Annotated in this window: 18 protein-coding genes; 6 read left to right on the top strand and 12 right to left on the bottom strand. The window is 58.5% G+C overall.

From position 1 onward, the window contains the following. Nucleotides 1–45: 45 nt before the first annotated feature. From glpX to ABFX35_RS23170, 3 genes are all read right to left on the bottom strand, one after another. The gene (gene glpX, locus ABFX35_RS23180) at nucleotides 46–1,056 is read right to left on the bottom strand and encodes a class II fructose-bisphosphatase (RefSeq protein WP_346083102.1); all 1,011 of its coding nucleotides are present in this window, start codon (nucleotides 1,054–1,056) and stop codon (nucleotides 46–48) included. 130 nt (nucleotides 1,057–1,186) lie between these two features. Then, nucleotides 1,187–2,695 (bottom strand): glycerol kinase GlpK, encoded by a 1,509-nt coding sequence (glpK, locus tag ABFX35_RS23175; RefSeq protein ID WP_095846627.1) that lies wholly within the window; start codon nucleotides 2,693–2,695, stop codon nucleotides 1,187–1,189. A gap of 39 nt (nucleotides 2,696–2,734) precedes the next feature. Next, nucleotides 2,735–3,583 carry an MIP/aquaporin family protein gene (locus tag ABFX35_RS23170; RefSeq protein WP_346083099.1) on the bottom strand — a complete coding sequence of 283 codons (849 nt, stop codon included), beginning with the start codon at nucleotides 3,581–3,583 and terminating at the stop codon, nucleotides 2,735–2,737. A 537-nt stretch (nucleotides 3,584–4,120) separates the two neighbouring features. On the opposite strand from ABFX35_RS23170, the gene zapB reads away from it, so the two are divergent. Then, on the top strand, nucleotides 4,121–4,360 hold the full coding sequence (zapB, locus tag ABFX35_RS23165) for a septal ring assembly protein ZapB (RefSeq protein WP_279022906.1): 240 nt from the start codon (nucleotides 4,121–4,123) through the stop codon (nucleotides 4,358–4,360). Between the two features lie 66 nt (nucleotides 4,361–4,426). Here the strand turns inward: zapB and rraA are convergent, their stop codons facing one another. The 7 genes from rraA to priA all read right to left on the bottom strand — a co-directional run bounded on the left by rraA (nucleotide 4,427) and on the right by priA (nucleotide 12,610). Then, nucleotides 4,427–4,912 carry a ribonuclease E activity regulator RraA gene (rraA, locus tag ABFX35_RS23160; protein ID WP_121553423.1) on the bottom strand — a complete coding sequence of 162 codons (486 nt, stop codon included), beginning with the start codon at nucleotides 4,910–4,912 and terminating at the stop codon, nucleotides 4,427–4,429. A gap of 114 nt (nucleotides 4,913–5,026) precedes the next feature. Beyond that, nucleotides 5,027–5,944, bottom strand: coding sequence for a 1,4-dihydroxy-2-naphthoate polyprenyltransferase (locus tag ABFX35_RS23155; protein WP_279022903.1), 918 nt, complete (start codon nucleotides 5,942–5,944; stop codon nucleotides 5,027–5,029). A gap of 96 nt (nucleotides 5,945–6,040) precedes the next feature. Next, on the bottom strand, nucleotides 6,041–7,369 hold the full coding sequence (hslU, locus tag ABFX35_RS23150; protein ID WP_346083096.1) for an ATP-dependent protease ATPase subunit HslU: 1,329 nt from the start codon (nucleotides 7,367–7,369) through the stop codon (nucleotides 6,041–6,043). Nucleotides 7,370–7,381: 12 nt separating this feature from the next. Continuing rightward, the gene (gene hslV, locus ABFX35_RS23145) at nucleotides 7,382–7,912 is read right to left on the bottom strand and encodes an ATP-dependent protease subunit HslV (protein ID WP_095846633.1); all 531 of its coding nucleotides are present in this window, start codon (nucleotides 7,910–7,912) and stop codon (nucleotides 7,382–7,384) included. A gap of 102 nt (nucleotides 7,913–8,014) precedes the next feature. Then, nucleotides 8,015–8,932 (bottom strand): cell division protein FtsN, encoded by a 918-nt coding sequence (gene ftsN / locus ABFX35_RS23140; protein ID WP_346083093.1) that lies wholly within the window; start codon nucleotides 8,930–8,932, stop codon nucleotides 8,015–8,017. 193 nt (nucleotides 8,933–9,125) lie between these two features. Continuing rightward, entirely contained in the window at nucleotides 9,126–10,154 is a 1,029-nt protein-coding gene (gene cytR / locus ABFX35_RS23135) for a DNA-binding transcriptional regulator CytR (protein ID WP_279022898.1), read from the bottom strand. A gap of 260 nt (nucleotides 10,155–10,414) precedes the next feature. Continuing rightward, nucleotides 10,415–12,610, bottom strand: a complete 2,196-nt coding sequence (gene priA / locus ABFX35_RS23130) for a primosomal protein N' (protein WP_346083092.1) — start codon at nucleotides 12,608–12,610, stop codon at nucleotides 10,415–10,417. Nucleotides 12,611–12,837: 227 nt separating this feature from the next. On the opposite strand from priA, the gene rpmE reads away from it, so the two are divergent. Then, on the top strand, nucleotides 12,838–12,981 hold the full coding sequence (rpmE, locus tag ABFX35_RS23125; protein WP_428832230.1) for a 50S ribosomal protein L31: 144 nt from the start codon (nucleotides 12,838–12,840) through the stop codon (nucleotides 12,979–12,981). A gap of 75 nt (nucleotides 12,982–13,056) precedes the next feature. Here rpmE and metJ read toward each other — a convergent pair whose 3' ends face one another. Continuing rightward, nucleotides 13,057–13,374: a met regulon transcriptional regulator MetJ gene (gene metJ / locus ABFX35_RS23120; protein ID WP_006317756.1), complete on the bottom strand. Its 318-nt coding sequence runs from the start codon at nucleotides 13,372–13,374 to the stop codon at nucleotides 13,057–13,059. A 423-nt stretch (nucleotides 13,375–13,797) separates the two neighbouring features. Here metJ and metB point away from each other — a divergent pair, with 423 nt between their 5' ends. From metB to metF, 3 genes are all read left to right on the top strand, one after another. Next, a complete protein-coding gene (gene metB, locus ABFX35_RS23115) occupies nucleotides 13,798–14,958 on the top strand; it encodes a cystathionine gamma-synthase (protein WP_279022895.1) in 1,161 nt (386 codons plus the stop codon). Nucleotides 14,959–14,960: 2 nt separating this feature from the next. Further along, nucleotides 14,961–17,396 (top strand): bifunctional aspartate kinase/homoserine dehydrogenase II, encoded by a 2,436-nt coding sequence (locus ABFX35_RS23110; RefSeq protein ID WP_346083089.1) that lies wholly within the window; start codon nucleotides 14,961–14,963, stop codon nucleotides 17,394–17,396. 212 nt (nucleotides 17,397–17,608) lie between these two features. Further along, the gene (gene metF, locus ABFX35_RS23105; protein WP_346083088.1) at nucleotides 17,609–18,505 is read left to right on the top strand and encodes a methylenetetrahydrofolate reductase; all 897 of its coding nucleotides are present in this window, start codon (nucleotides 17,609–17,611) and stop codon (nucleotides 18,503–18,505) included. A 72-nt stretch (nucleotides 18,506–18,577) separates the two neighbouring features. Here the strand turns inward: metF and ABFX35_RS23100 are convergent, their stop codons facing one another. Beyond that, the gene (locus tag ABFX35_RS23100; protein WP_346083087.1) at nucleotides 18,578–19,381 is read right to left on the bottom strand and encodes an AraC family transcriptional regulator; all 804 of its coding nucleotides are present in this window, start codon (nucleotides 19,379–19,381) and stop codon (nucleotides 18,578–18,580) included. 94 nt (nucleotides 19,382–19,475) lie between these two features. On the opposite strand from ABFX35_RS23100, the gene ABFX35_RS23095 reads away from it, so the two are divergent. Continuing rightward, on the top strand, nucleotides 19,476–20,660 hold the full coding sequence (locus ABFX35_RS23095) for an MFS transporter (protein ID WP_346083085.1): 1,185 nt from the start codon (nucleotides 19,476–19,478) through the stop codon (nucleotides 20,658–20,660). The last annotated feature ends 17 nt before the right edge of the window (nucleotides 20,661–20,677 follow it).

The raw sequence follows: 20,677 nt of genomic DNA, 5'->3' as shown, positions 1-20,677 counted from the left end.
GCCCTGTTTCAGCCGGCAATGGCCAGGTGAAACAGGGCTGGGGGATTACAACAGGAACGTATGCAGCGCCGGATCTTTACGATCCAGATAGTGCGTGGAACGGATACGGCGGATGGTGCGGGATTTGCCGCGGATCAACAGGGTTTCCGTGGTGGCCATGTTGCCCTTGCGGGTGATGCCTTCCAGCAGATCCCCTTGGGTGATGCCGGTGGCAGAGAAGATGACGTTGTCGTTGCGTGCCATGTCATCCAGCCGTAGCACCTTGCCGGCCTCGATCCCCATCGCTTTGCAGCGCGCCAGCTCTTGTTCGCCGATGTGGCGGTTTTCAACGGTGTCGCCTTTTACCTCATGGCGCGGCAACAGGCGCGCCTGCATGTCACCGTCCAGCGCGCGGATCACCGCGGCGGAGATCACGCCTTCCGGCGCGCCGCCGATGCCGTACATCACGTCGACTTCGCTTTCCGGCATACAGGTCAGGATAGAGGCCGCCACATCACCGTCGGGGATGGCGAATACCCGCACGCCCAACTGCTGCATCTGCGCGATCACGCCATCGTGGCGTGGTTTCGCCAGCGTAATGACCGTCAGCTCCGCCAACGGTTTATCCAGTTGCTGCGCGATGTTGCGCAGGTTTTGCTCAAGCGGTAGATCCAGATTGATGGCGCCGCGCGCCTGTGGGCCAACCACCAGTTTTTCCATGTACATATCCGGCGCGTGCAGGAATGTGCCGCGATCGCCTACGGCCAGCACGGCCAGCGCATTGGCTTGCCCCATGGCGGTCATGCGCGTGCCTTCGATAGGGTCGACGGCGATATCTACCGCATCGCCCTGGCCCGTGCCAACCTGCTCACCGATATACAGCATCGGGGCCTCGTCTATCTCTCCCTCGCCGATCACGATACAGCCATTGATATCCACTTTATTGAGCATAATGCGCATGGCGTTGACCGCCGCGCCGTCCGCCGCATTCTTATCGCCACGCCCCAGCCACTTATAGCCGGCCAGGGCGGCGGCTTCGGTTACGCGGGAGAATTCGATGGCTAATTCACGTTTCATGGCAAAACCTATTAGTGATAAATGGAAGAAAATATCGGCAAAGTCTATCACAGCCGGCCAGGGGCGGCGGGGCATGGCAAAAAAAACGCTGCCCGTAGGCAGCGTAAACAGGAGGAAACATCGGCGAATATTAGTCGTGTTCTTCCCACGCCTGCGCGCGCGCGACGGCTTTTTTCCAGCCTTCGTAGCGGAAGTTGCGCTCGGTGGTTTCGATGCTTGGGCGGAATTCGCGCTCAATAATCGCTTTGCTCTTCACTTCATCCAGATCGTTCCAGTAGCCCACCGCCAGGCCGGCCAGGTAGGCGGCGCCCAGCGCGGTGACTTCACGCACTTCCGGGCGCTCCACGCGGGTACCAAGGATGTCCGACTGGAACTGCATCAGGAAGTTGTTGGCGACGGCGCCGCCGTCTACGCGCAACGATTGCAAACGCGTATCGGCATCGGCCTGCATCGCATCCAGCACGTCGCGGGTTTGGTAGGCGATGGATTCCAGCGTGGCGCGGATAATATGGTTGCTGTTCACGCCGCGGGTCAGGCCAAAGATGGCGCCGCGGGCATACGGATCCCAATACGGTGCGCCCAGGCCGGTGAAGGCCGGCACCACGTAGACGCCGTTGCTGTCTTTAACCTTGGAGGCGAAGTATTCGGAGTCCTGCGAGTCGCTGATCAGTTTCAGCTCGTCACGCAGCCATTGAATGGATGCGCCGCCGATGAACACCGCGCCTTCCAGCGCGTAGTTCACTTCGCCGCGCGGGCCGCAGGCAATGGTGGTCAGCAGGCCGTGGCTGGAGCGCACCGCTTCTGTGCCGGTGTTCATCAGCAGGAAGCAGCCGGTGCCATAGGTGTTTTTTGCCATGCCTGGCTGAACGCACAGCTGGCCGTAGAGCGCCGCCTGCTGGTCGCCGGCGATACCGGCGATAGGGATACGCGTCCCGCCTTTCCCCCCGATGTTGGTTTGGCCATAGATTTCGGAGGACGGCCGAACCTTCGGCAGCATGGCGCGTGGAATATCCAGCACTTCCAGCATGCGCTCATCCCAGTCCAGCTCATGGATGTTGAACAGCATGGTGCGCGAAGCATTGGTATAGTCCGTGACGTGTACCCGGCCCTGGGTCATTTTCCACACCAGCCAGGTATCAACGGTGCCGAACAGCAGCTCACCCCGTTTGGCGCGTTCACGGGCGCCTTCAACCTGATCGAGGATCCATTTCACTTTAGTGCCGGAGAAGTACGGGTCCACCACCAAGCCGGTGGTGTGCTGGATATACTCTTCCAGGCCGTCGCGTTTGAGCTTTTCGCAGATTTCAGCGGTGCGGCGGCACTGCCAGACAATGGCGTTGTAGATGGGTTTGCCGGTGTCTTTTTCCCAGACGATGGTGGTTTCGCGCTGGTTGGTGATGCCAATACCGGCGATTTGATCGGAACGGATGTCGGCTTTCGCCAGCACTTCAACCAGCGTGGAGCTTTGCGTGGCCCAGATTTCCATCGGATCGTGCTCAACCCAGCCGGCCTTGGGGTAAATCTGCGCGAATTCACGCTGGGATACCGCGACGATATTGGCGTCATGATCGAGCACGACGGCGCGTGAGCTGGTGGTCCCTTGGTCGAGCGCGACGATGTATTTTTTTTCTGCTGTCATGATTTTATCCTGCTGTTGTTAACTCTTTAGGCCGGGGGATTACGCTTTGCGCTGCTGTGCCTTGGTGGCGGCGGTTTCTTCGCTCTCCACGCAGGTATCACAAGGCAAATGACGGCCGATCAGTGCACGGTAACCAAAGGCACCCAGGCTGGCGCCGACGAGCGGGCCGAAGATAGGTACCAGGAAGTAAGGAATATCACGCGCACCGGTGAATGCCACTTCCCCCCAGCCCGCCAGATAGGCGAACATTTTCGGGCCGAAGTCACGCGCCGGGTTGAGCGCAAAACCGGTCAATGGTCCCATGGAGGCACCGATAACGGCAATCAGAATACCGATCAATAATGGCGCCAACGGGCCACGAGGGATGCCGTTGCCGTCATCCGTCAGCGCCAGGATCAGGCACATCAGAATGGCGGTGATCACGGTTTCTACCAGGAATGCCTGAATGACCGAGATATGGGCGTTCGGGTAGGTTGAGAAGATGCCGGCCAGATCGAGGCTTTCTACGCTGCCGCGCACCATGTTATGGCTGGCTTCAAAATCATAGAACAGATTGTAGTAAAGCCCATAAACCAGCGCTGCGGAGCAGAAGGCACCGGCAATCTGCGCGATGATGTAGGGGAGAACCTTACGGCGATCAAAACAGGCGAACAACCACAGGGCGATGGTGACCGCCGGGTTGAGGTGGGCGCCGGAAATGGCCGCGGTCAGGTAGATGGCCATGGCAACGCCAAGGCCCCAGATGATACTGATTTCCCATTGGCCGAAGCTGGCGCCGGCCAGCTTCAGTGCAGCAACACAGCCAACGCCAAAGAAAATCAACAAGCCAGTACCGAGGAATTCTGCGATACATTGGCCTTTTAGGGTCGGACTAGTCGTTTGGCTCATAATGTTATTGTCCTGCAGACGGTGATTATTAGGGTATAGGCTGAAAGGGGGATGAGGCCTTCGCCTATGGGGTACAGTTTTTTTTATATCGTCCTGTGATGCATTGCGAATCTAATGTGAATTTATCGTTAACGAACATAAACGAGAAATAGCGAAATCAAAATGTGTGTGCCATGTCATAAAATTGAGCGAATTCGCGTTGTTCAGGGTTCTTTTTGCGCAGGAAAAGTGTGATCTGACCAGTGGTTCGGTATCTATTTGTTAACAATCTCCGGCGGCTCGCGGCGCGGTTTTCAGTTTTTACTGATAGCGGCAGCGGGAAAATTGCAACAGACTGCGCGTTGGGCCGGTATGTTGCTAGACAGTAGGTGTTGCGCTACTTACAATCGTTTCATCGTGAAGAAGCGTTTTATCAAGACAGGCGCGTTTTAATAACGGTGCGTGTTACCGGGCGCGATGCATGTTCGCAGTAGCTGCAGCCGATGTTGTGGCCGCTACTTATAGATGTACGCCTTGCTATCATAAGGGGACTGAAGAATGTCATTTGAAGTATTTGAAAAACTGGAAGCAAAAGTTCAGCAGGCGATTGATACCATCACTCTGTTACAGATGGAAATTGAAGAGCTGAAAGAGAAAAACAATAACCTGTCTCAGGAAGTGCAGAATGCTTCTGGTAACCAGGAAGCGCTGGTGCGTGAAAACCAGCAGTTGAAAGAAGAGCAGCACGTTTGGCAAGAACGCCTGCGGGCGCTGCTGGGCAAAATGGAAGAGGTCTAACGCCTTTCGCTTTTGCCGCACGCAAACAAAAAGGGCGCCTGATGGCGCCCTTTTGTGAATCGGGGATTATTCGAGATCGAGCGGGTCTTCGGAAAGAATAATGCCGGTGTTGTCGGCATACAGATGATCGCCGGAAAAGAAGGTCACGCCGCCAAAGTTAACGCGGATATCGCTTTCGCCAATGCCTTCGCTCGGGGCGCCGGCCGGCGTCGCCGCCATTGCCTGGATGCCAATGTCGAGCTCTTCCAGATCGTCCACCTGGCGCACCGCACCATACACCACGATGCCTTCCCATTCATTCTGCACCGCCAGGCGCGCCAGTTCTGCGTTAATCAGCGCACGGCGCACCGAGCCGCCGCCGTCGACCAGCAGCACGCGGCCAAGGCCGTTCTCTTCGAGCAGATCGAAAAGCAGGCCGTTATCCTCAAAGCATTTCACCGTGGTGATCTGACCGCCAAATGAAGTACGCCCGCCAAAATTGGAGAATAGAGGTTCAACGACGTTCACCTCTTCATGATAGATGTCGCAAAGTTCGGAAGTATCGTATTTCATAGGATTTTACGTCTGTTTGCCGCTGGAATAACCAGTATATCCCTTTAATCGCCCCGTTGGCAAAATCATCAGCGCCCATCTGCATTGGACGCTGATTTCAGCCTATCGCCTGGCCTAGCTTAGCATCACGCCGATGGCGAACAGCACATTGGCCAGCAGCGCCGCCTTGACCATATCTTCCAGCATTGGGCGCATGGCCGCCGCCGTTTTGTTCCGCAACACCCGCACGCCATGGCGCAACAGCAGCGGGATGGCGAGCACGAACAGCCAGCCCCAGGCGCTGTGCAGGTTAAGCAGGGTAAACAGCGCAAAGCACACCACGGCCATGCTCAGCAGCAGCGCATGGTAGTAACGGGCGTTGATCGGCCCCAGGCGCACGGCAAGGGTGTTTTTGCCGTTTTCGCGATCGCTGTCGATATCGCGCAGGTTGTTGATGTTCAGCACCGCCGTCGCCAGCAGGCCGCAGGCGGTGGCCGGCAGCATGACAACGCTGTCGAAACTGTGGGTTTGCAGGTAGTAAGTACCGGCCACGCTCAGCCAGCCGAAGAACACCAGCACGGAAATATCACCCAGCCCCAGGTAGCCGTAAGGCTTGTTGCCCACGGTGTAGGTAATGGCGGCAATGATGGCTAACGCGCCCAACACCAGGAAACCGATAACGTCGCTGGGCTGTTCGCAGGCCAGCGCAATCAGAGAACAGCCGGAGATCGCAATCAGCACCACCGTCAGCACCAGCGCGCGCTTCATCTGTGCTTGCGTGATTAACCCTTTTTGCATGCCGCGCAACGGCCCGATGCGGTCTTCTTTATCGCTGCCTTTGACGGCGTCGCCATAGTCGTTCGCCAGGTTAGAGAGGATTTGCAACAGGCCGGCGGTTAGCAGGGCCAATAGCGCCACGCCGGGTTTCAGGCTGTCTTGCCATGCGGCGATGGCGGAACCGACCACGATAGAGGCAAAGGCCAGCGGCAGGGTACGCGGTCGTAAACTTTCCAGCCAGGCTTTGACCGGCGTGGTGGTGGTTGATGAGCTCATTTTTCGCTTCGGCAAGTAAGTGGCTATATCCGCTGGAAATAATTGTGGGAGGCAATGCCTCCCACACAGATAACTGCCAGGACAATGATAGCGCGATTATAAGATAAAACGACTCAGATCTTCATCCGCTACCAGCGCATCCAGATGATTACCGACGTAATCGGCGTTAATGGTGATGGATTCGCCGTTACTTTCACTGGCGCTGAAGGAAATATCTTCCATCAAACGTTCCAGCACGGTGTGCAGACGGCGCGCACCGATGTTTTCCGTGCGTTCGTTAACCTGCCATGCGGCTTCGGCGATGCGGCGGATACCGTCGGCGGTGAAGTCGATGGTAACGCCTTCGGTCGCCATCAATGCCTTGTACTGTTCGGTCAGCGAGGCATTCGGCTCAGTCAGGATGCGTTCAAAGTCTTCGGTGCTCAGCGCCTGCAGCTCAACGCGGATCGGCAGGCGGCCCTGCAGTTCCGGGATCAGATCGGATGGGCTGGCCACCTGGAAAGCGCCGGAGGCGATGAACAGGATATGGTCGGTTTTCACCATGCCGTGCTTGGTGGACACGGTACTGCCTTCCACCAGCGGCAGCAGATCGCGCTGCACGCCTTCACGAGACACATCCGGGCCGGAAGCGTTGCCGCGTTTACAGATTTTATCGATCTCATCGATAAACACGATGCCATGCTGTTCAACGGCTTCAATCGCCAGCTCTTTCAGCTCTTCCGGGTTCACCAGCTTGGCGGCTTCTTCTTCCACCAGCAGCGTGAAGGCTTCCTTGATTTTCAGTTTGCGCGGCTTCTGTTTTTGCCCGCCCAGGTTTTGGAACATCGACTGCAGCTGGCTGGTCATTTCTTCCATGCCCGGCGGCGCCATGATCTCTACGCCCATCGGCGCGGCGGTGAGATTGATTTCAATCTCTTTATCGTCCAGTTGGCCTTCACGCAGTTTCTTGCGGAAAGACTGGCGAGCGGCGGAAGGTTCCTGTTCTTCAGCCTGGCCCCAGTTGTTTTTCGCCGGCGGGATCAGCACATCGAGGATCCGCTCTTCCGCCATTTCTTCCGCGCGGGTGCGGTTTTTCTCGATTGACTGCAGGCGAATCATTTTCACCGCGGCGTCGGTCAGATCGCGGATGATAGAGTCGACTTCTTTACCGACATAGCCCACTTCGGTGAACTTGGTGGCTTCGACCTTGATGAACGGCGCATTGGCCAGTTTTGCCAGACGACGGGCGATTTCGGTTTTACCGACGCCGGTCGGGCCGATCATCAGAATGTTTTTCGGTGTGACTTCATGGCGCAGCTCATCGTTGAGCTGCATGCGGCGCCAGCGGTTACGCAGTGCGATAGCAACGGCACGCTTGGCCTGGCTTTGGCCGATAATGTAGCTGTCCAGCTCGCTGACGATCTCGCGCGGGGTCATTTCAGACATAGTATTCGGTCCTTACGCTTTGGAAGGCAATTCTTCAATAGTGTGGAAATGGTTGGTGTAAATACAGATGTCGCCGGCGATGCCGAGGGATTTCTCGACGATGTCGCGGGCGCTCAGCTCGGTATTTTCCAACAGCGCGCGGGCAGCTGCCTGGGCATAAGGGCCGCCGGAGCCGATCGCGATTAAATCATTTTCAGGTTGAACGACGTCACCGTTGCCGGTGATGATCAGTGACGCATTTTCATCGGCCACGGCCAGCAGCGCTTCCAGCTTACGCAGCATGCGATCGGTGCGCCAGTCTTTCGCCAGCTCAACGGCGGCCTTAACCAGGTGGCCCTGATGCATTTCCAGCTTGCGTTCGAACAGTTCGAACAGCGTGAAGGCGTCAGCAGTACCCCCGGCGAAACCAGCGATGACTTTGTCGTTGTAAAGGCGGCGCACTTTTTTCACGTTGCCTTTCATCACGGTGTTACCCAAAGTGGCCTGGCCATCACCACCGATAACTACCTGGCCGTTACGGCGTACGCTTACAATTGTTGTCACGAGCAGACCCTCGTATAAAACGGAAAGAAGTCCCCGTAGCGGCTGCTTGCGCAACCGTTACGAGGCATATTGAGAATATAGATGGGGGGGGATTGAGACTTTTCAACCCCCAACGGCGAGGGGAATGCAACTTGACATGCCGATGCCCTTCAGGCGCGCCAGCGTTTTGTCTGCCGTGGCGCGGCTGCTGTAGGGGCCGAGAACTACGCGGTTCCAGCCGCCGCCGGCGGTGATACGGCTTTCAAGGCCTTCAAACGCCAGCTGCGCGCGCACAGATTCAGCCTGATCGGCGGCGCGGAATGAGCCGCACTGCACCATCCAGCGTTGTTTCTGCTCGGGTTTCTCTGGTTTCTCTTGCTTCGCCGTTTCCTGCTTCGCTTCCGGCTTGGGTTGCGGTTGCGGTTGCGGTTTTGGCGCAGGCGCAAGTTTAGCGGGTTGCACCGGTGCCGCAGGCGCCGCCGTGGTGTTACTGTTAAACGGATTACGCTGTGTATTCACCTGGGGCTGCGATTGCTGTTGAACCTGCTGTTGCCGCTGTAACTGCTGTTGTTGCTGTTGAAGCTGCTGCTGGCGGCTGTGCTGCTGCGCCTGGCCCGGATCGTTATACGGCACTTCATTAAGCTGTGTTGGGCGCTGTTGCAGATCGGCCTGCATTTGTTCCAGCAGTTGGCGCTGTTCCGGCGTGAGCTGGGTCTGCGAATTGACTTCCCCACCGGCGGAAGGTTCTGTTGGGGTTTGTACGCCAATCTGGCGGTTTTCCAGCTCTTTGATATAGCGCCAGCGTTCTTCCGGCTTCGGCGGCAGATTGCTGCCTGGGCGTGTGCTGTGCGCAGGCAACAGCGGCGCTTCATCCGGCTTATTGTGCGTAATAAAATAGAGGCCACCGATAAAGATCACCAGCAGGGCAACGGCAAGCGCCACCACGGTTTTGGATACCTTCGGAGAACTGCGTTTTTTACGGCTGGGGGTTTTGCGCCGCGCTCCTGAGCGCCCGCGGCTTACATAGTCTCTCTGTGCCACTATTTCCGCTATATCCTGATGGGTTAAGAGCCTATCCTCTAGGCTATTTTATTTGCCATTTTGAAGCCGGCCGGGCACAAGCCCACTGCTGAGGTGTTTCCACACCGGCCGTCTTCACACTGTATATAACCAATAACGGTGCCCATTGCATCAGCGCCGGGCTCGTTATGTTACTGAACTCTAAAATATTTGACTAGCGTTTAGGCGCAGCCGTACTACCCCTGATAACCAATTCACTTTCTAATAGCCGCGATTCGCTGGATACCGCCTGGCCGTGCAGCTGTTCCAACAGTAGCAGCATCGCCTGCTGGCCAATCTGGTAGCGCGGCTGCGCTACGGTGGTTAATGGCGGATCGCAATACTGTGCCAGCTTGATATCGTCGAACCCGACGATGGACAGATCCTGCGGCACGCGCAGCCCCAGTTTTTTCGCCTGCGACAGCACGCCAATCGCCATGACATCGCTGTGGCAGAAAATCGCCGTTGGCGGCTTCGGCAGCGCCATCAGCGCCGCCAGCGCCTGGGCGCCGGCCTCATAGGTGAAATCACCCCGGCTAATATAGCTGCTTTCGACGGTAATGCCATTACGCCGTAGCGCCTGGACGTAACCCTGCAGCCGGTAATGGCTGAGCGGCATATGCTCCGGCCCCGCCACACAGGCAATCTGCCGGTGGCCAAGTTGGTGCAGGTAATGCACGGCTTCGAATGCGGCGGTCAGGTTGTCAATGTGCACCGTCGGCAGTTCAAGTTCCGGGGCAAACTCGTTAGCCATGACCATCGGCGGCAGATTACGCTGCTCTTCCTTACTGGCGTCAAAGGGCAGATTGGAGCCGAGCAGCAGCATACCATCAATCTGCTTAGTAATGATCAGGTTAACAAACGTACGCTCCTGCTGATTTTGCTGGGCGCAGTCGCCGATCAGCACCAGATAGCCCTGTTGCGCAGCGGTTTGCTCGATCCCGGTGATCACATCTGCGAAGAAGGGATCGCAGATATCTGGGACGATCACCAGGATGGTGCGGGATTCGTTGCGTTTTATATTGCGCGACAGGGCATGCGGGGAATAGCCCACGGCCAATACGGCCTGTTCCACTTTCTGGCGCGTTGGCGTCGACACTTTTTCCGGATTCATCAGCGCACGCGACACGGTTGCCGTCGAAACGCCCGCCATTTCGGCTACGTCTTTCATGGTGGCCATCGGTAATTCTTTTTTGTGCTCCAACGCCTATCTCCTTGCGCCAGCCCCGTGCTAGCGCGATGACTTCAATGTACTCACCTCGCCTGGCGTATGGGCGCGCGTTTACACGCAGTGCCCACGATTGCGGTGATAAAACGCCTGCGCTGACATTCTAAACAGATTGCGCGTTGCTTTTGTTACCTAATTTTCAGAAAAAATGTGAGAACCGGAAGTTTTTTCGCGTTTACTCGCAATTATTAAGGGTAAACGCCAGCATTTGGCTGCCTGAATCGGACTTTTCCGGCTTAGCTGTCGATCGGGTCGACGTCCAGCGACCATTTCACTTTACGCGCCTGCGGCAGGGTGCCGACCAGCGGCAGCGTGCTTTTCATCAGGTGCTGCAGGACGCGCCGTGACGGATGCTGCAGCAACAGCTGCCAGCGGAAACGGCCGCCGCGTTTTGCCTGCAGCGCCGGCACCGGCCCCATCACCCACAGCGCTTCGTCTTTCAGCGGGCTGGCTTCCAGCAGATTGCGCAACTGCTGGAGGAACTGTGGCGCCTGCTGGTTATCATGATCGTCCGCGCGCACCAAAATATGGCTGGTGTACGGCGGCAGGAACACGCTATTGCGTTCCGCCAGCGCCTGGCTGGCAAAGGCGTCGTAGCCCTGTTGCAGCAGGATTTGCAACAAAGGGTGCTCTGGATGGTGGGTTTGCAGCAGCACCTCGCCCTGTTTGCCGGCGCGGCCCGCGCGGCCGGACACCTGGGTATACAGCTGGGCGAAGCGTTCCGCGGAGCGGAAGTCGGCGGAAAACAACGCGCCGTCGACGTCCAGCAGGGCAACCAGCGTGACATCGGGGAAGTGATGCCCCTTGGCCAGCATCTGGGTGCCGATCAAAATACGCGCGCCGCCGCGGTGAATCGCCGCCAGGTGCTGCTCCAGCGACCCTTTACGACTGGTGGTATCACGATCGATACGGGTAATCGGCATCTCCGGGAACAGCGGAGCCAACTCATTTTCCAGTTGTTCAGTGCCGATCCCTACGGACACCAGGTTGGTTGAGCCGCATTGGGGGCACTGGTGGGGTACCGGGCGCTGGCTGTCGCAGTGGTGGCAACGCAGCTGGCGCTGATTTTGGTGCAGGGTGTAGTAGCGATCGCAGCGCTGGCATTCGGCTATCCAGCCACATTCATGGCACAGCAGCGCCGGCGCGTAGCCGCGGCGGTTGAGGAACAGCATCACCTGGTTGCCGGCCTGCAGATGGTGGCGCATGCTTTTCAGCAGCGGTTGCGAAAGGCCGAAGGTTAACGGCAGCCCTTTAAGATCGATCAGGTGCTGCGCGGCGGCCTTGGCGTTGCCGGCCCGCAGGGTCAGCCTGAGCTGGCGATATTTGCCGAGCTGTACGTTATGCAGGGTTTCCAGCGCCGGCGTGGCCGAGCCCATCACCATCGGCACATTCTCTTCGTGGGCGCGAAACACCGCCAGATCGCGGGCGTGATAGCGCCAGCCTTCCTGTTGCTTGTAAGAACTGTCGTGCTCTTCGTCAATGATGATCACGCCAAGGCGGGCAAACGGCGTGAACAGCGCTGAGCGGGTGCCGATCACGATTGCCGCTTCGCCGCTGCGGGCGCGCAGCCACACCGCCAGCCGTTCGCTGTCATTAAGGCCGGAGTGCAGAACTTCTACCGGGGCGTTAAAGCGTTCGCGAAAGCGGGCGATGGTTTGCGGCGTCAGGCCGATTTCCGGCACCAGCACCAGCGCCTGTTTGCCCTTTGCCAGGATGTTTTCCAGCACGCTGAGATACACTTCCGTTTTGCCGGAGCCGGTGACGCCTGCCAGCAGCCAGGCGCTGAACCGATCGTCTTCGCTGCGGATGGCGCCCACTGCGGTGGCCTGCTCGGTGTTGAGCCGCAGCCGGTCGCCCAGCACGGCGAAGCCGGGCCGCCAGTCTTCCGCCGCTACCGTTTCGGCGCGCAGATCGGCCAGGCCTTTGGCTCGCAGTGCCTGGAGCGCGGGCTCGGTCAGATTCAACTCATTGACCTGATGGCGATATATCGGCCGCTGCAGCAGGGCAGCCATTGCCTGCTGCTGCTTGGGCGCGCGTTTGAGGCTGGCGATCGGTGTGGCCCGCCCCTGTTCGGTGGCGAACCATTGCCACAGCGGCGCGGCCTGCGCCGGTTTGCCCTGGCGCAGCAGAATGGGCAGGGCATGGAACAACACTTCGCCGAGGGGGTGATGGTAGTAGTCGCTGGCCCAGCGTAGAATACGCCACAGGTGGTCAGAAAATAGCGAAGCGTGATCGAGCGTGCTGTCGATAGGTTTCAGTTTTTCCAGCGGCAGTTCGCTGGTTTCACTGTAACCGGTGACGATGCCAATGGCGCGTTGTTTGCCCCACGGAACGCAAACGCGCGCGCCAACGACCGGCTGCAAACCTGGCGGCAGCAGATAATCGAAGGTGCGGGCGAGGGGTACCGGTAATGCAACGTGAACAACGGGCATGGGGTCATCCAGGATGAAAAAATTGTCGGTTAGTTTACACGGATGGCTGCTGAATGTACGGATCCGATTGCGCGCCACTTTTTATTCTGTATAATTTGCCGCCTTTGGTATTGACAGGTTGCGCTGCACGCTTGTGGGCCGCCTGGTATCAAAACCTTTTTATCAACCACGTGTGGTGTCTGGCGAACAGGGCTGGATAGCGACACGGCCTTAACTGAGGTTCCCCCATGAAACAAGGTATTCACCCAAAATACGAAGAAGTTACTGCTAACTGCTCTTGCGGTAACGTGATCAAAATCCGCTCTACCGTGGGCCACGATCTGAACCTNCGCTTCAACAAGCGTTTCAGCGTACCTGGCGCTAAGAAATAATCTTTCTTGCGATCGGATAAAAAGGCGCCGTCGGCGCCTTTTTTCGTTCTGCCGCCGGCGTTTGCACCGCGGTAATCAATATTCCCAGGTATCGGGATCCACACCCAGCTCACGCATCAATACCTTTGCTGCTTCCGGTATTTCATCGCTGCGCTCTTTGCGCAGATCCTCATCGTTCGGTAGCGGCTGGCCGGTAAAGGCGTGCAGAAACGCTTCGCACAGCAATTCACTGTTGGTGGCATGCCGCAGATTATTGACCTGACGACGAGTACGCTCGTCGGTGAGGATCTTCAGGACCTTCAGCGGAATGGATACCGTGATTTTTTTTACTTGTTCACTTTTTTTACCGTGTTCAGCGTAAGGGCTGACATACTCGCCGTTCCACTCAGCCATGGGACACCTTAAAATTTGTCAGAAAAATTACCATATTCTAAAAACCGGCCAATTATGCCCGATCTTCACTGCGCTCACTAATGAATGTCAATTCAACGCCGCCAAAGTTACTGTACGCGAGTGATTGATAGACTCAAATTATGCGTATCGCGTTAACACTGTGCCGTCACAATAAATCGCTATACCCTTCATACTTCAAGCTGCAGGTGCGTTGGCTTAGTTACTCGGCCTATCCCTGGGCCACGCCCTGGCGGCGCCTTCCTGCAACCCGAATTATTTTAGGTATATAATGTTAGCGGGTATTGCGCCTGCGCTCAATCTATACGCAAAGAAGTTTAGATGTCCAGATGTATTGACGTCTATCGGCACTACGATTAATCTTTAGGCTTCACTCACTCGCACCCCAAGAGCCGGATAATCCATATGACGCGTAAACCAGCCACGATCGCCGTACGCAGCGGCCTGAATAATGACGAACAGTACGGCTGCGTTGTCCCGCCGATTCACCTTTCCAGTACCTATAACTTTACCGATTTCAATCAGCCGCGAACCCATGACTATTCACGCCGCGGCAACCCCACGCGCGACGTGGTACAGCGCGCGCTGGCGGAACTGGAAGGGGGCGCAGGGGCGGTAATGACCGGCAGCGGCATGTCGGCTATTCATCTGGTTACCACCGTATTGCTGCAACCGGGCGATCTGCTGGTGGCGCCGCACGACTGTTACGGCGGCAGCTACCGTCTGTTTGACAGCCTGAGCAAGCGCGGCGCCTATCGCGTGCTGTTTGTGGATCAGGGTGATGAAGCGGCGCTGGCGCAGGCGCTGGCGCAAAAACCCAAGCTGGTGCTGATCGAAAGCCCCAGCAACCCGCTGCTGCGGGTGGTGGATATCGCCGCCATCTGTAAAGCCACACATGCCGCCGGCGCGTTGGCGGTGGTGGATAACACCTTCCTCAGCCCGGCGCTGCAGCAGCCGATCGCGCTCGGTGCCGATCTGGTCGTGCATTCCTGTACCAAGTACCTGAATGGGCATTCAGACGTTGTTGCCGGCGCGGTGATCGCCAAAGACCCCGATTTGGCGGTAGACTTGGCCTGGTGGGCAAACAACATTGGCGTGACCGGTGGTGCGTTTGACAGTTATTTGTTGCTGCGTGGGATGCGCACGCTGGCGCCGCGCATCAAGGCGGCGCAGCAAAACGCCGAAGCGATTGTCAGTTATCTGCGCCAGCAGCCGCTGGTGAAAAAACTTTACCATCCTTCTCTGCCGGAAAACCCGGGCCATGAGATCGCACGCCGCCAGCAGCGCGGGTTTGGCGCGATGCTCAGTTTTGAGCTGGATGGCGATGAAGCGCTGTTGCGTCGTTTCCTTTCCGCGCTCGAGCTGTTTACGCTGGCGGAATCCCTGGGGGGTGTTGAAAGCCTGATTTCCCATGCGGCCACCATGACCCACGCCGGGATGTCGGCGCAAGCGCGCGCCGCGGCGGGGATTTCCGAAAGTTTGCTACGGGTTTCCGTAGGGATTGAAGACAGTGACGATCTGATTGCCGATCTGGAACACGCATTCCAGGCTGCGGCAGCGAGGTAAGCATGAATGCAATTGTGACGGCAGGGGCGGAAAGAGGGCGCCAACTGCATAAATTTGGTGGTAGTAGCCTGGCGGATGCGACGTGCTATCAGCGGGTGGCGGGCATTATGGCCGAATACAGCCAGCCTGGCGATTTGATGGTGGTTTCGGCCGCCGGCAGCACCACTAACCAGTTGATCAGTTGGCTGAAGTTGAGCCAAAGCGATCGTCTTTCCGCCCACCAGGTGCAACAGGCGTTGCGCCGCTATCACAGTGAGTTGATTGGCAACTTGCTGCCGCCGGAAATGGCAGAACCCCTGATCGCCGCGTTTATTCACGATCTGGAACGCTTGGCCGTGGTGCTGGACGGGCGAATTGACGACGCGGCCTATGCAGAAGTGGTCGGGCATGGGGAAATCTGGTCGGCCCGGCTGATGGCGGCGTTGTTGAATAAGCTGGACATGCAGGCCGCCTGGCTGGATGCGCGTGATTTCCTGCGCGCAGAGCGCACCGCTCAGCCTCAGGTTGACGAAGCGCGCTCTTCTCCGCTGTTGCAACAACTGATGGCGCAGTATCCGGGCCAACGCCTGGTCGTCACTGGGTTTATCTCGCGTAACGATGCCGGCGAAACGGTGTTGCTGGGGCGCAACGGCAGCGACTATTCCGCGACCCAAATCGGAGCGCTGGCCGGGGTGTCGCGCGTGACCATCTGGAGCGATGTGGCCGGTGTTTACAGCGCCGATCCGCGCAAGGTGAAAGATGCCTGTCTGTTGCCTTTGCTGCGCCTGGATGAGGCCAACGAGCTTGCGCGCCTGGCGGCCCCGGTGCTGCATACGCGCACGCTGCAGCCGGTTTCCGGCAGCGATATCGATTTGCAACTGCGTTGCAGCTACCAGCCGGAACAAGGCTCCACGCGTATTGAACGCGTGTTGGCCTCCGGCACCGGCGCGAAAATCGTCACCAGTCATGACGATGTGTGCCTGATTGAACTGACCGTTGCCCCACAGCATGAGGTTAAACAGGTACAGCAGGAGCTCGATCGCGTGCTCAAGCGCACCCAGGTTAAACCGTTGGCGGTCGGGCTGCACCCGGATCGCCGCCTGATCCAGCTTTGCTACACCTCGGAAGTGGTGGGCAGCGCGCTGCGCATCCTGCAGGAAGCCGCCTTGCCGGGCGAGCTGCAACTGCACGAAGGCCTGGCGCTGGTGGCGCTGGTGGGTGCTGGCGTGTGCAACAACCCGCTGCACAGCCACCGTTTTTATCAGCAGTTGAAAGACCAGCCGGTGGAGTTTATCTGGCAGGCGGAAGACGGCATCAGCCTGGTGGCGGTGCTGCGCCAGGGGCCGACCGGGCTGTTGATTCAGGGGTTGCACCAAAGCCTGTTCCGCGCCGAAAAACGCATCGGCCTGGTGCTGTTCGGCAAGGGAAATATCGGTTCCCGTTGGCTGGAGCTGTTTGCGCGCGATCAGGAAAGCATTTCGGCCCGCAGCGGTTTTGAATTCATCCTGGCGGGCGTGGTGGATAGCCGGCGCAGCCTGTTGAACTATGATGGGCTGGATGCCAGCCGCGCGTTGGCATTTTTTGAAGAAGAAGCGCAGGACCTGGACGAGGAATCGCTGTTTCTGTGGATGCGCGCTCACCCGTACGATGATCTGGTGGTGCTGGATGTCACCGCCAGCGAAAACCTGGCGCAGCAGTATCTGGACTTCGCCAGCTACGGTTTCCATGTCATCAGCGCCAACAAACTGGCGGGAGCTTCCGGCAGCGACAACTATCGCCAAATTCGCGATGCGTTTGCCAAAACCGGGCGCCACTGGCTGTATAACGCCACCGTCGGCGCGGGCCTGCCGGTGAACCACGCCGTGCGCGATCTGCGTGATAGCGGCGACAGCATTCTGGCGATCAGCGGTATTTTCTCCGGCACGCTGTCTTGGTTGTTCCTGCAGTTTGACGGCACCGTGCCGTTCACCGAGCTGGTGGATCAGGCATGGCAGCAAGGGCTGACCGAGCCGGATCCGCGGGTCGATCTTTCCGGCCAGGATGTGATGCGCAAGCTGGTGATCCTGGCGCGCGAAGCGGGTTACGACATCGAGCCGAGCCAGGTACGGGTTGAATCGCTGGTGCCCGCCAGCGTTGAACAGGGCTCCATCGATCAGTTCTTTGAGGACGGGGAAGAGCTGAACCAACAAATGCTGCAGCGTTTTGAAGCGGCCAGCGAGATGGGGCTGGTATTGCGCCACGTCGCGCGTTTCGATGCCCACGGCAAGGCGCGTGTCGGCGTGGAGGCTGTGCGCCCGGATCATCCGCTGGCGGCACTGCTGCCCTGTGACAACGTGTTTGCCATCGAAAGCCGCTGGTACCGTGATAACCCGCTGGTTATCCGCGGCCCGGGGGCCGGGCGTGACGTTACCGCTGGCGCCATTCAGTCGGACCTTAACCGTTTGGCCCAGTTGCTGTAATGCCTCTCAGGGCGCCCTCTGCGGCGCCCTGCTGCATCCCGCCGTTCTCTTCCTGCCGGGCATCATGAAATTTTCTCGCGTGGTTCGTGAGGATAAATCATCGCCGATTCCCGGGTTTCCTGTTGACTGCCTGAGCAATATCCGGCATTTTCTATCTAGACGTCTAAACGTATAGACGCTTATCAAAAACAGCGATCGATAAGAGGCAGGGTATGAGTTTTTTTCACGCAAACCAGCGGGAAGCGCTGAATCAAAGTCTGGCGGAGCTGCACGGCCAGATTAACGTGTCGTTTGAGTTTTTCCCGCCGCGTACCAGTGAGATGGAAGACACCCTGTGGCAATCCATCGATCGCCTGAGCAGCCTGAAGCCGAAATTTCTGTCTGTGACCTACGGGGCGAACTCCGGCGAACGCGATCGCACCCACAGCGTGATTAAAGGGATTAAAGAGCGTACCGGGCTGGATGCGGCGCCGCACCTGACCTGCATCGATGCCAGCCCGGCGCAGCTGCGTGAGATCGCGACTGACTACTGGAACAGCGGTATTCGCCACATTGTGGCCCTGCGCGGGGATTTGCCGGCCGGCGGCGGCAAGCCGGACATGTATGCGGCCGATCTGGTGACGTTGTTAAGAGAAGTGGGCGACTTTGATATTTCCGTGGCGGCTTATCCGGAAGTGCATCCGGAAGCGAAAAGCGCCCAGGCGGATTTAATCAACCTGAAGCGCAAGATCGACGCCGGCGCCAACCGCGCAATCACGCAGTTCTTCTTCGATGTGGAAAGCTACCTGCGTTTCCGCGACCGCTGCGTAGCCACCGGTATTGATGTTGAAATCGTGCCCGGTATTTTGCCCGTGTCCAACTTCAAGCAGTTGCAACGTTTCGCCACCATGACCAACGTGCGCGTGCCAAGCTGGATGACCAACATGTTTGAAGGGCTGGATAACGATCCGGAAACGCGCAAAATGGTCGGCGCCAATATCGCCATGGACATGGTGAGGATCCTGAGCCGCGAAGGGGTAAAAGACTTCCACTTCTATACGCTGAACCGTGCCGAGATGAGCTACGCCATTTGCCATACCCTGGGCGTGCGCCCGGTGGTTGCGGCCTGAGTTTATCCCAGCAATTTCCCCGCAGCGCTGTGCCATTGGCACGGCGCTTTTTGGTTTCTGGGCGTAGCCCGATTAAATACGGCTGGGTGAGGTGCCAAACAGTTGCCTGAAGGCGTAAATAAATGCCGAAGGCGTGGCGTAGCCAATCGCCAGGGCGACCTCGGTGACGGACAACCCCGATCGCAACAACGCCAGCGTGCCCAGCAGGCGCATACGCTGCCGCCACGTGTGGTAGGGCAGGCCGGTAGCACGCAGGAAATGGCGAGAGAAGGTGCGCGGTGACATGTGCGCAGCACTGGCGGATTGCGCCAGCGTGTGCGGCAACTGCGGCGCTTTCTGGATCGCCAGGCAAACCTCCAAAAGCCTGGGGGCGGTTGGGAAGGGCAGGTTGAATGGGGCATCGGGCAGCGCCTGCAGTGAATCAAGCAATACGCCTACCTTGCGGCCCTCCGCGCCTTGTTGGTCATAGCAGACCGGAAGCTGCGTACACGCATGGTGGATGAAGGCTCGAACGAAATCATCCACCTTCACCACCCGCAGGCGGCGATCGGCCATGGCGATCGCCGTCTGTTCGATATACAGGCTTTCCAGCTCCACATCTTCTCCCACCCAGAGACTATGCTCACACCCCGGCGGTAGCCACATGCCGTAATCCGGGGGGAGAGTCAGCGCGGTTTCCCCGGCTTGCACCTGCATTAATCCCTTGCGGGCGAATAAGAACTGCCACCAGCGGTGCCGATGGCTTTCGATATGCGTTCCGGCCCCAATGTGGTAGGCGCGCAGATAAACGGGGCGCGGCAATGTCTTCAACGGCGAGGTGGAAGCAAGGCGCCACTCCCGGCGGTTGGATCGTGACGGCGTAGTGGAAGCAGGCATTTGGCAGTTATTCGATGTCATTGGGCGATTTGTCGAAAGATTACACCCGATAAGCGCGCTAGCCTATTGCCATTTGGAACAGGGGAAAGTGGGCATGGCGAAATATTCAACCTTATTGCCGTGGCTGATGGTTTTCGGCGCGGGCCTGTGTTTGCGCACCGGCATTTCATCGCTGGCGCCGGTGCTGGGCGCCATTCAGGAGCAACTCTTGATTGCCGGCGGCGCGCTTGGGTTGCTGACGGCGGTGCCGGTGATTTGCATGGGGCTGCTCTCCCCGTTGGGCTATATCGCCTATCGTCGGTTCGGCTTGAAGCGCGCGATGCTGCTGGCCTTTGGCATCCTCATTCTGGGGCTTGCCCTGCGTCTGGCGGCGCAGAGTTATGGTGTGCTGCTGTTGACGGCGGCTCTGGTCGGCATCGGCGATGCCATCATCCGGCCGTTGCTTAGTGGTTTTATCAAGGAAACGTTTCATGATGATAAATCCCCGGCGGCGATGGGGCTGTACGCCACCAGTATGGGGGTGGGATCGGCCATTGCCGCCTATGCAACGCCGTTGCTGGCCAACATGGCAGGGGGGTGGCAGGCCGGGCTGGCTTTCTGGGCGCTCCCCGCCGTTGCCGCCGCCGGCCTGTGGGCGGTTTGGCCTGCTGCGCGTGGGGCGGTAGCATTGCCCGCCGCTGCCACGCACCGGCCGAAGCGAAGGGTGGTAGTGTGGCTGGCCGTATTTTTCGGCCTGCAGGCTGGGATTAACTATACGGTGGTGGCATGGTTGCCCAGCCTGTATATGGCCTCTGGCTTTACTCCGCATGCCAGTAGCGTGCTGATTGCGTTGTTTCTGGTGTTGCAAACGGCAACCAGCCTGTTCTTCCCCCTGCTCCTGCGTGGGGCGCGGGTGGGCGTTGTGGGCGCAATGGGGATATTCACCGCGCTGGTTATCGCCGGCACGTTGATGCTGTGGTGGTTGCCGCAAACGGTGTGGGGCGCGGCGGTGCTGCTTGGGCTGGGCACCGGCGGTCTGTTCCCGCTCGCGCTGCTGCTGCCGCTGGCGTTTTCCGCATCAAAACATGAGGCCACGCGCCTGAGCGGCCTGACGCAGTCCGCGGGTTATCTGTTCGGCGGCATGATGCCATGGATTGCCGGCGCCGCCGCCGATGGCTTTGGCGTGGTATCGGGCGTGGCGGTATTGGCGTTGCTGATGGGGCTGGGGTTGATCGCCGTTGTGGCGCTGGTGCGTGCAAGCTATCGCGAAAATAAAACGGCCCTGCAAGCAGGACCGTAAAAGCAACGCAGCAACGG

The sequence above is a fragment of the Gibbsiella dentisursi genome (assembly GCF_039539505.1).
Taxonomy (GTDB): domain Bacteria; phylum Pseudomonadota; class Gammaproteobacteria; order Enterobacterales; family Enterobacteriaceae; genus Gibbsiella; species Gibbsiella quercinecans.
Note: the sequence above shows the minus strand (reverse complement) of the source record. Positions and strands in the feature narration are given on the sequence as shown.

Excerpts from the sequence above, each read along its gene's own strand:
- glpX (WP_346083102.1), bottom strand. The coding sequence starts at position 1,056 with ATGAAACGTGAATTAGCCATCGAATTCTCCCGCGTAACCGAAGCCGCC.
- glpK (WP_095846627.1), bottom strand. The coding sequence starts at position 2,695 with ATGACAGCAGAAAAAAAATACATCGTCGCGCTCGACCAAGGGACCACC.
- ABFX35_RS23170 (WP_346083099.1), bottom strand. The coding sequence starts at position 3,583 with ATGAGCCAAACGACTAGTCCGACCCTAAAAGGCCAATGTATCGCAGAA.
- zapB (WP_279022906.1), top strand. The coding sequence starts at position 4,121 with ATGTCATTTGAAGTATTTGAAAAACTGGAAGCAAAAGTTCAGCAGGCG.
- rraA (WP_121553423.1), bottom strand. The coding sequence starts at position 4,912 with ATGAAATACGATACTTCCGAACTTTGCGACATCTATCATGAAGAGGTG.
- ABFX35_RS23155 (WP_279022903.1), bottom strand. The coding sequence starts at position 5,944 with ATGAGCTCATCAACCACCACCACGCCGGTCAAAGCCTGGCTGGAAAGT.
- hslU (WP_346083096.1), bottom strand. The coding sequence starts at position 7,369 with ATGTCTGAAATGACCCCGCGCGAGATCGTCAGCGAGCTGGACAGCTAC.
- priA (WP_346083092.1), bottom strand. The coding sequence starts at position 12,610 with ATGCCCGTTGTTCACGTTGCATTACCGGTACCCCTCGCCCGCACCTTC.
- metJ (WP_006317756.1), bottom strand. The coding sequence starts at position 13,374 with ATGGCTGAGTGGAACGGCGAGTATGTCAGCCCTTACGCTGAACACGGT.
- metB (WP_279022895.1), top strand. The coding sequence starts at position 13,798 with ATGACGCGTAAACCAGCCACGATCGCCGTACGCAGCGGCCTGAATAAT.
- ABFX35_RS23110 (WP_346083089.1), top strand. The coding sequence starts at position 14,961 with ATGAATGCAATTGTGACGGCAGGGGCGGAAAGAGGGCGCCAACTGCAT.
- metF (WP_346083088.1), top strand. The coding sequence starts at position 17,609 with ATGAGTTTTTTTCACGCAAACCAGCGGGAAGCGCTGAATCAAAGTCTG.
- ABFX35_RS23100 (WP_346083087.1), bottom strand. The coding sequence starts at position 19,381 with ATGCCTGCTTCCACTACGCCGTCACGATCCAACCGCCGGGAGTGGCGC.
- ABFX35_RS23095 (WP_346083085.1), top strand. The coding sequence starts at position 19,476 with ATGGCGAAATATTCAACCTTATTGCCGTGGCTGATGGTTTTCGGCGCG.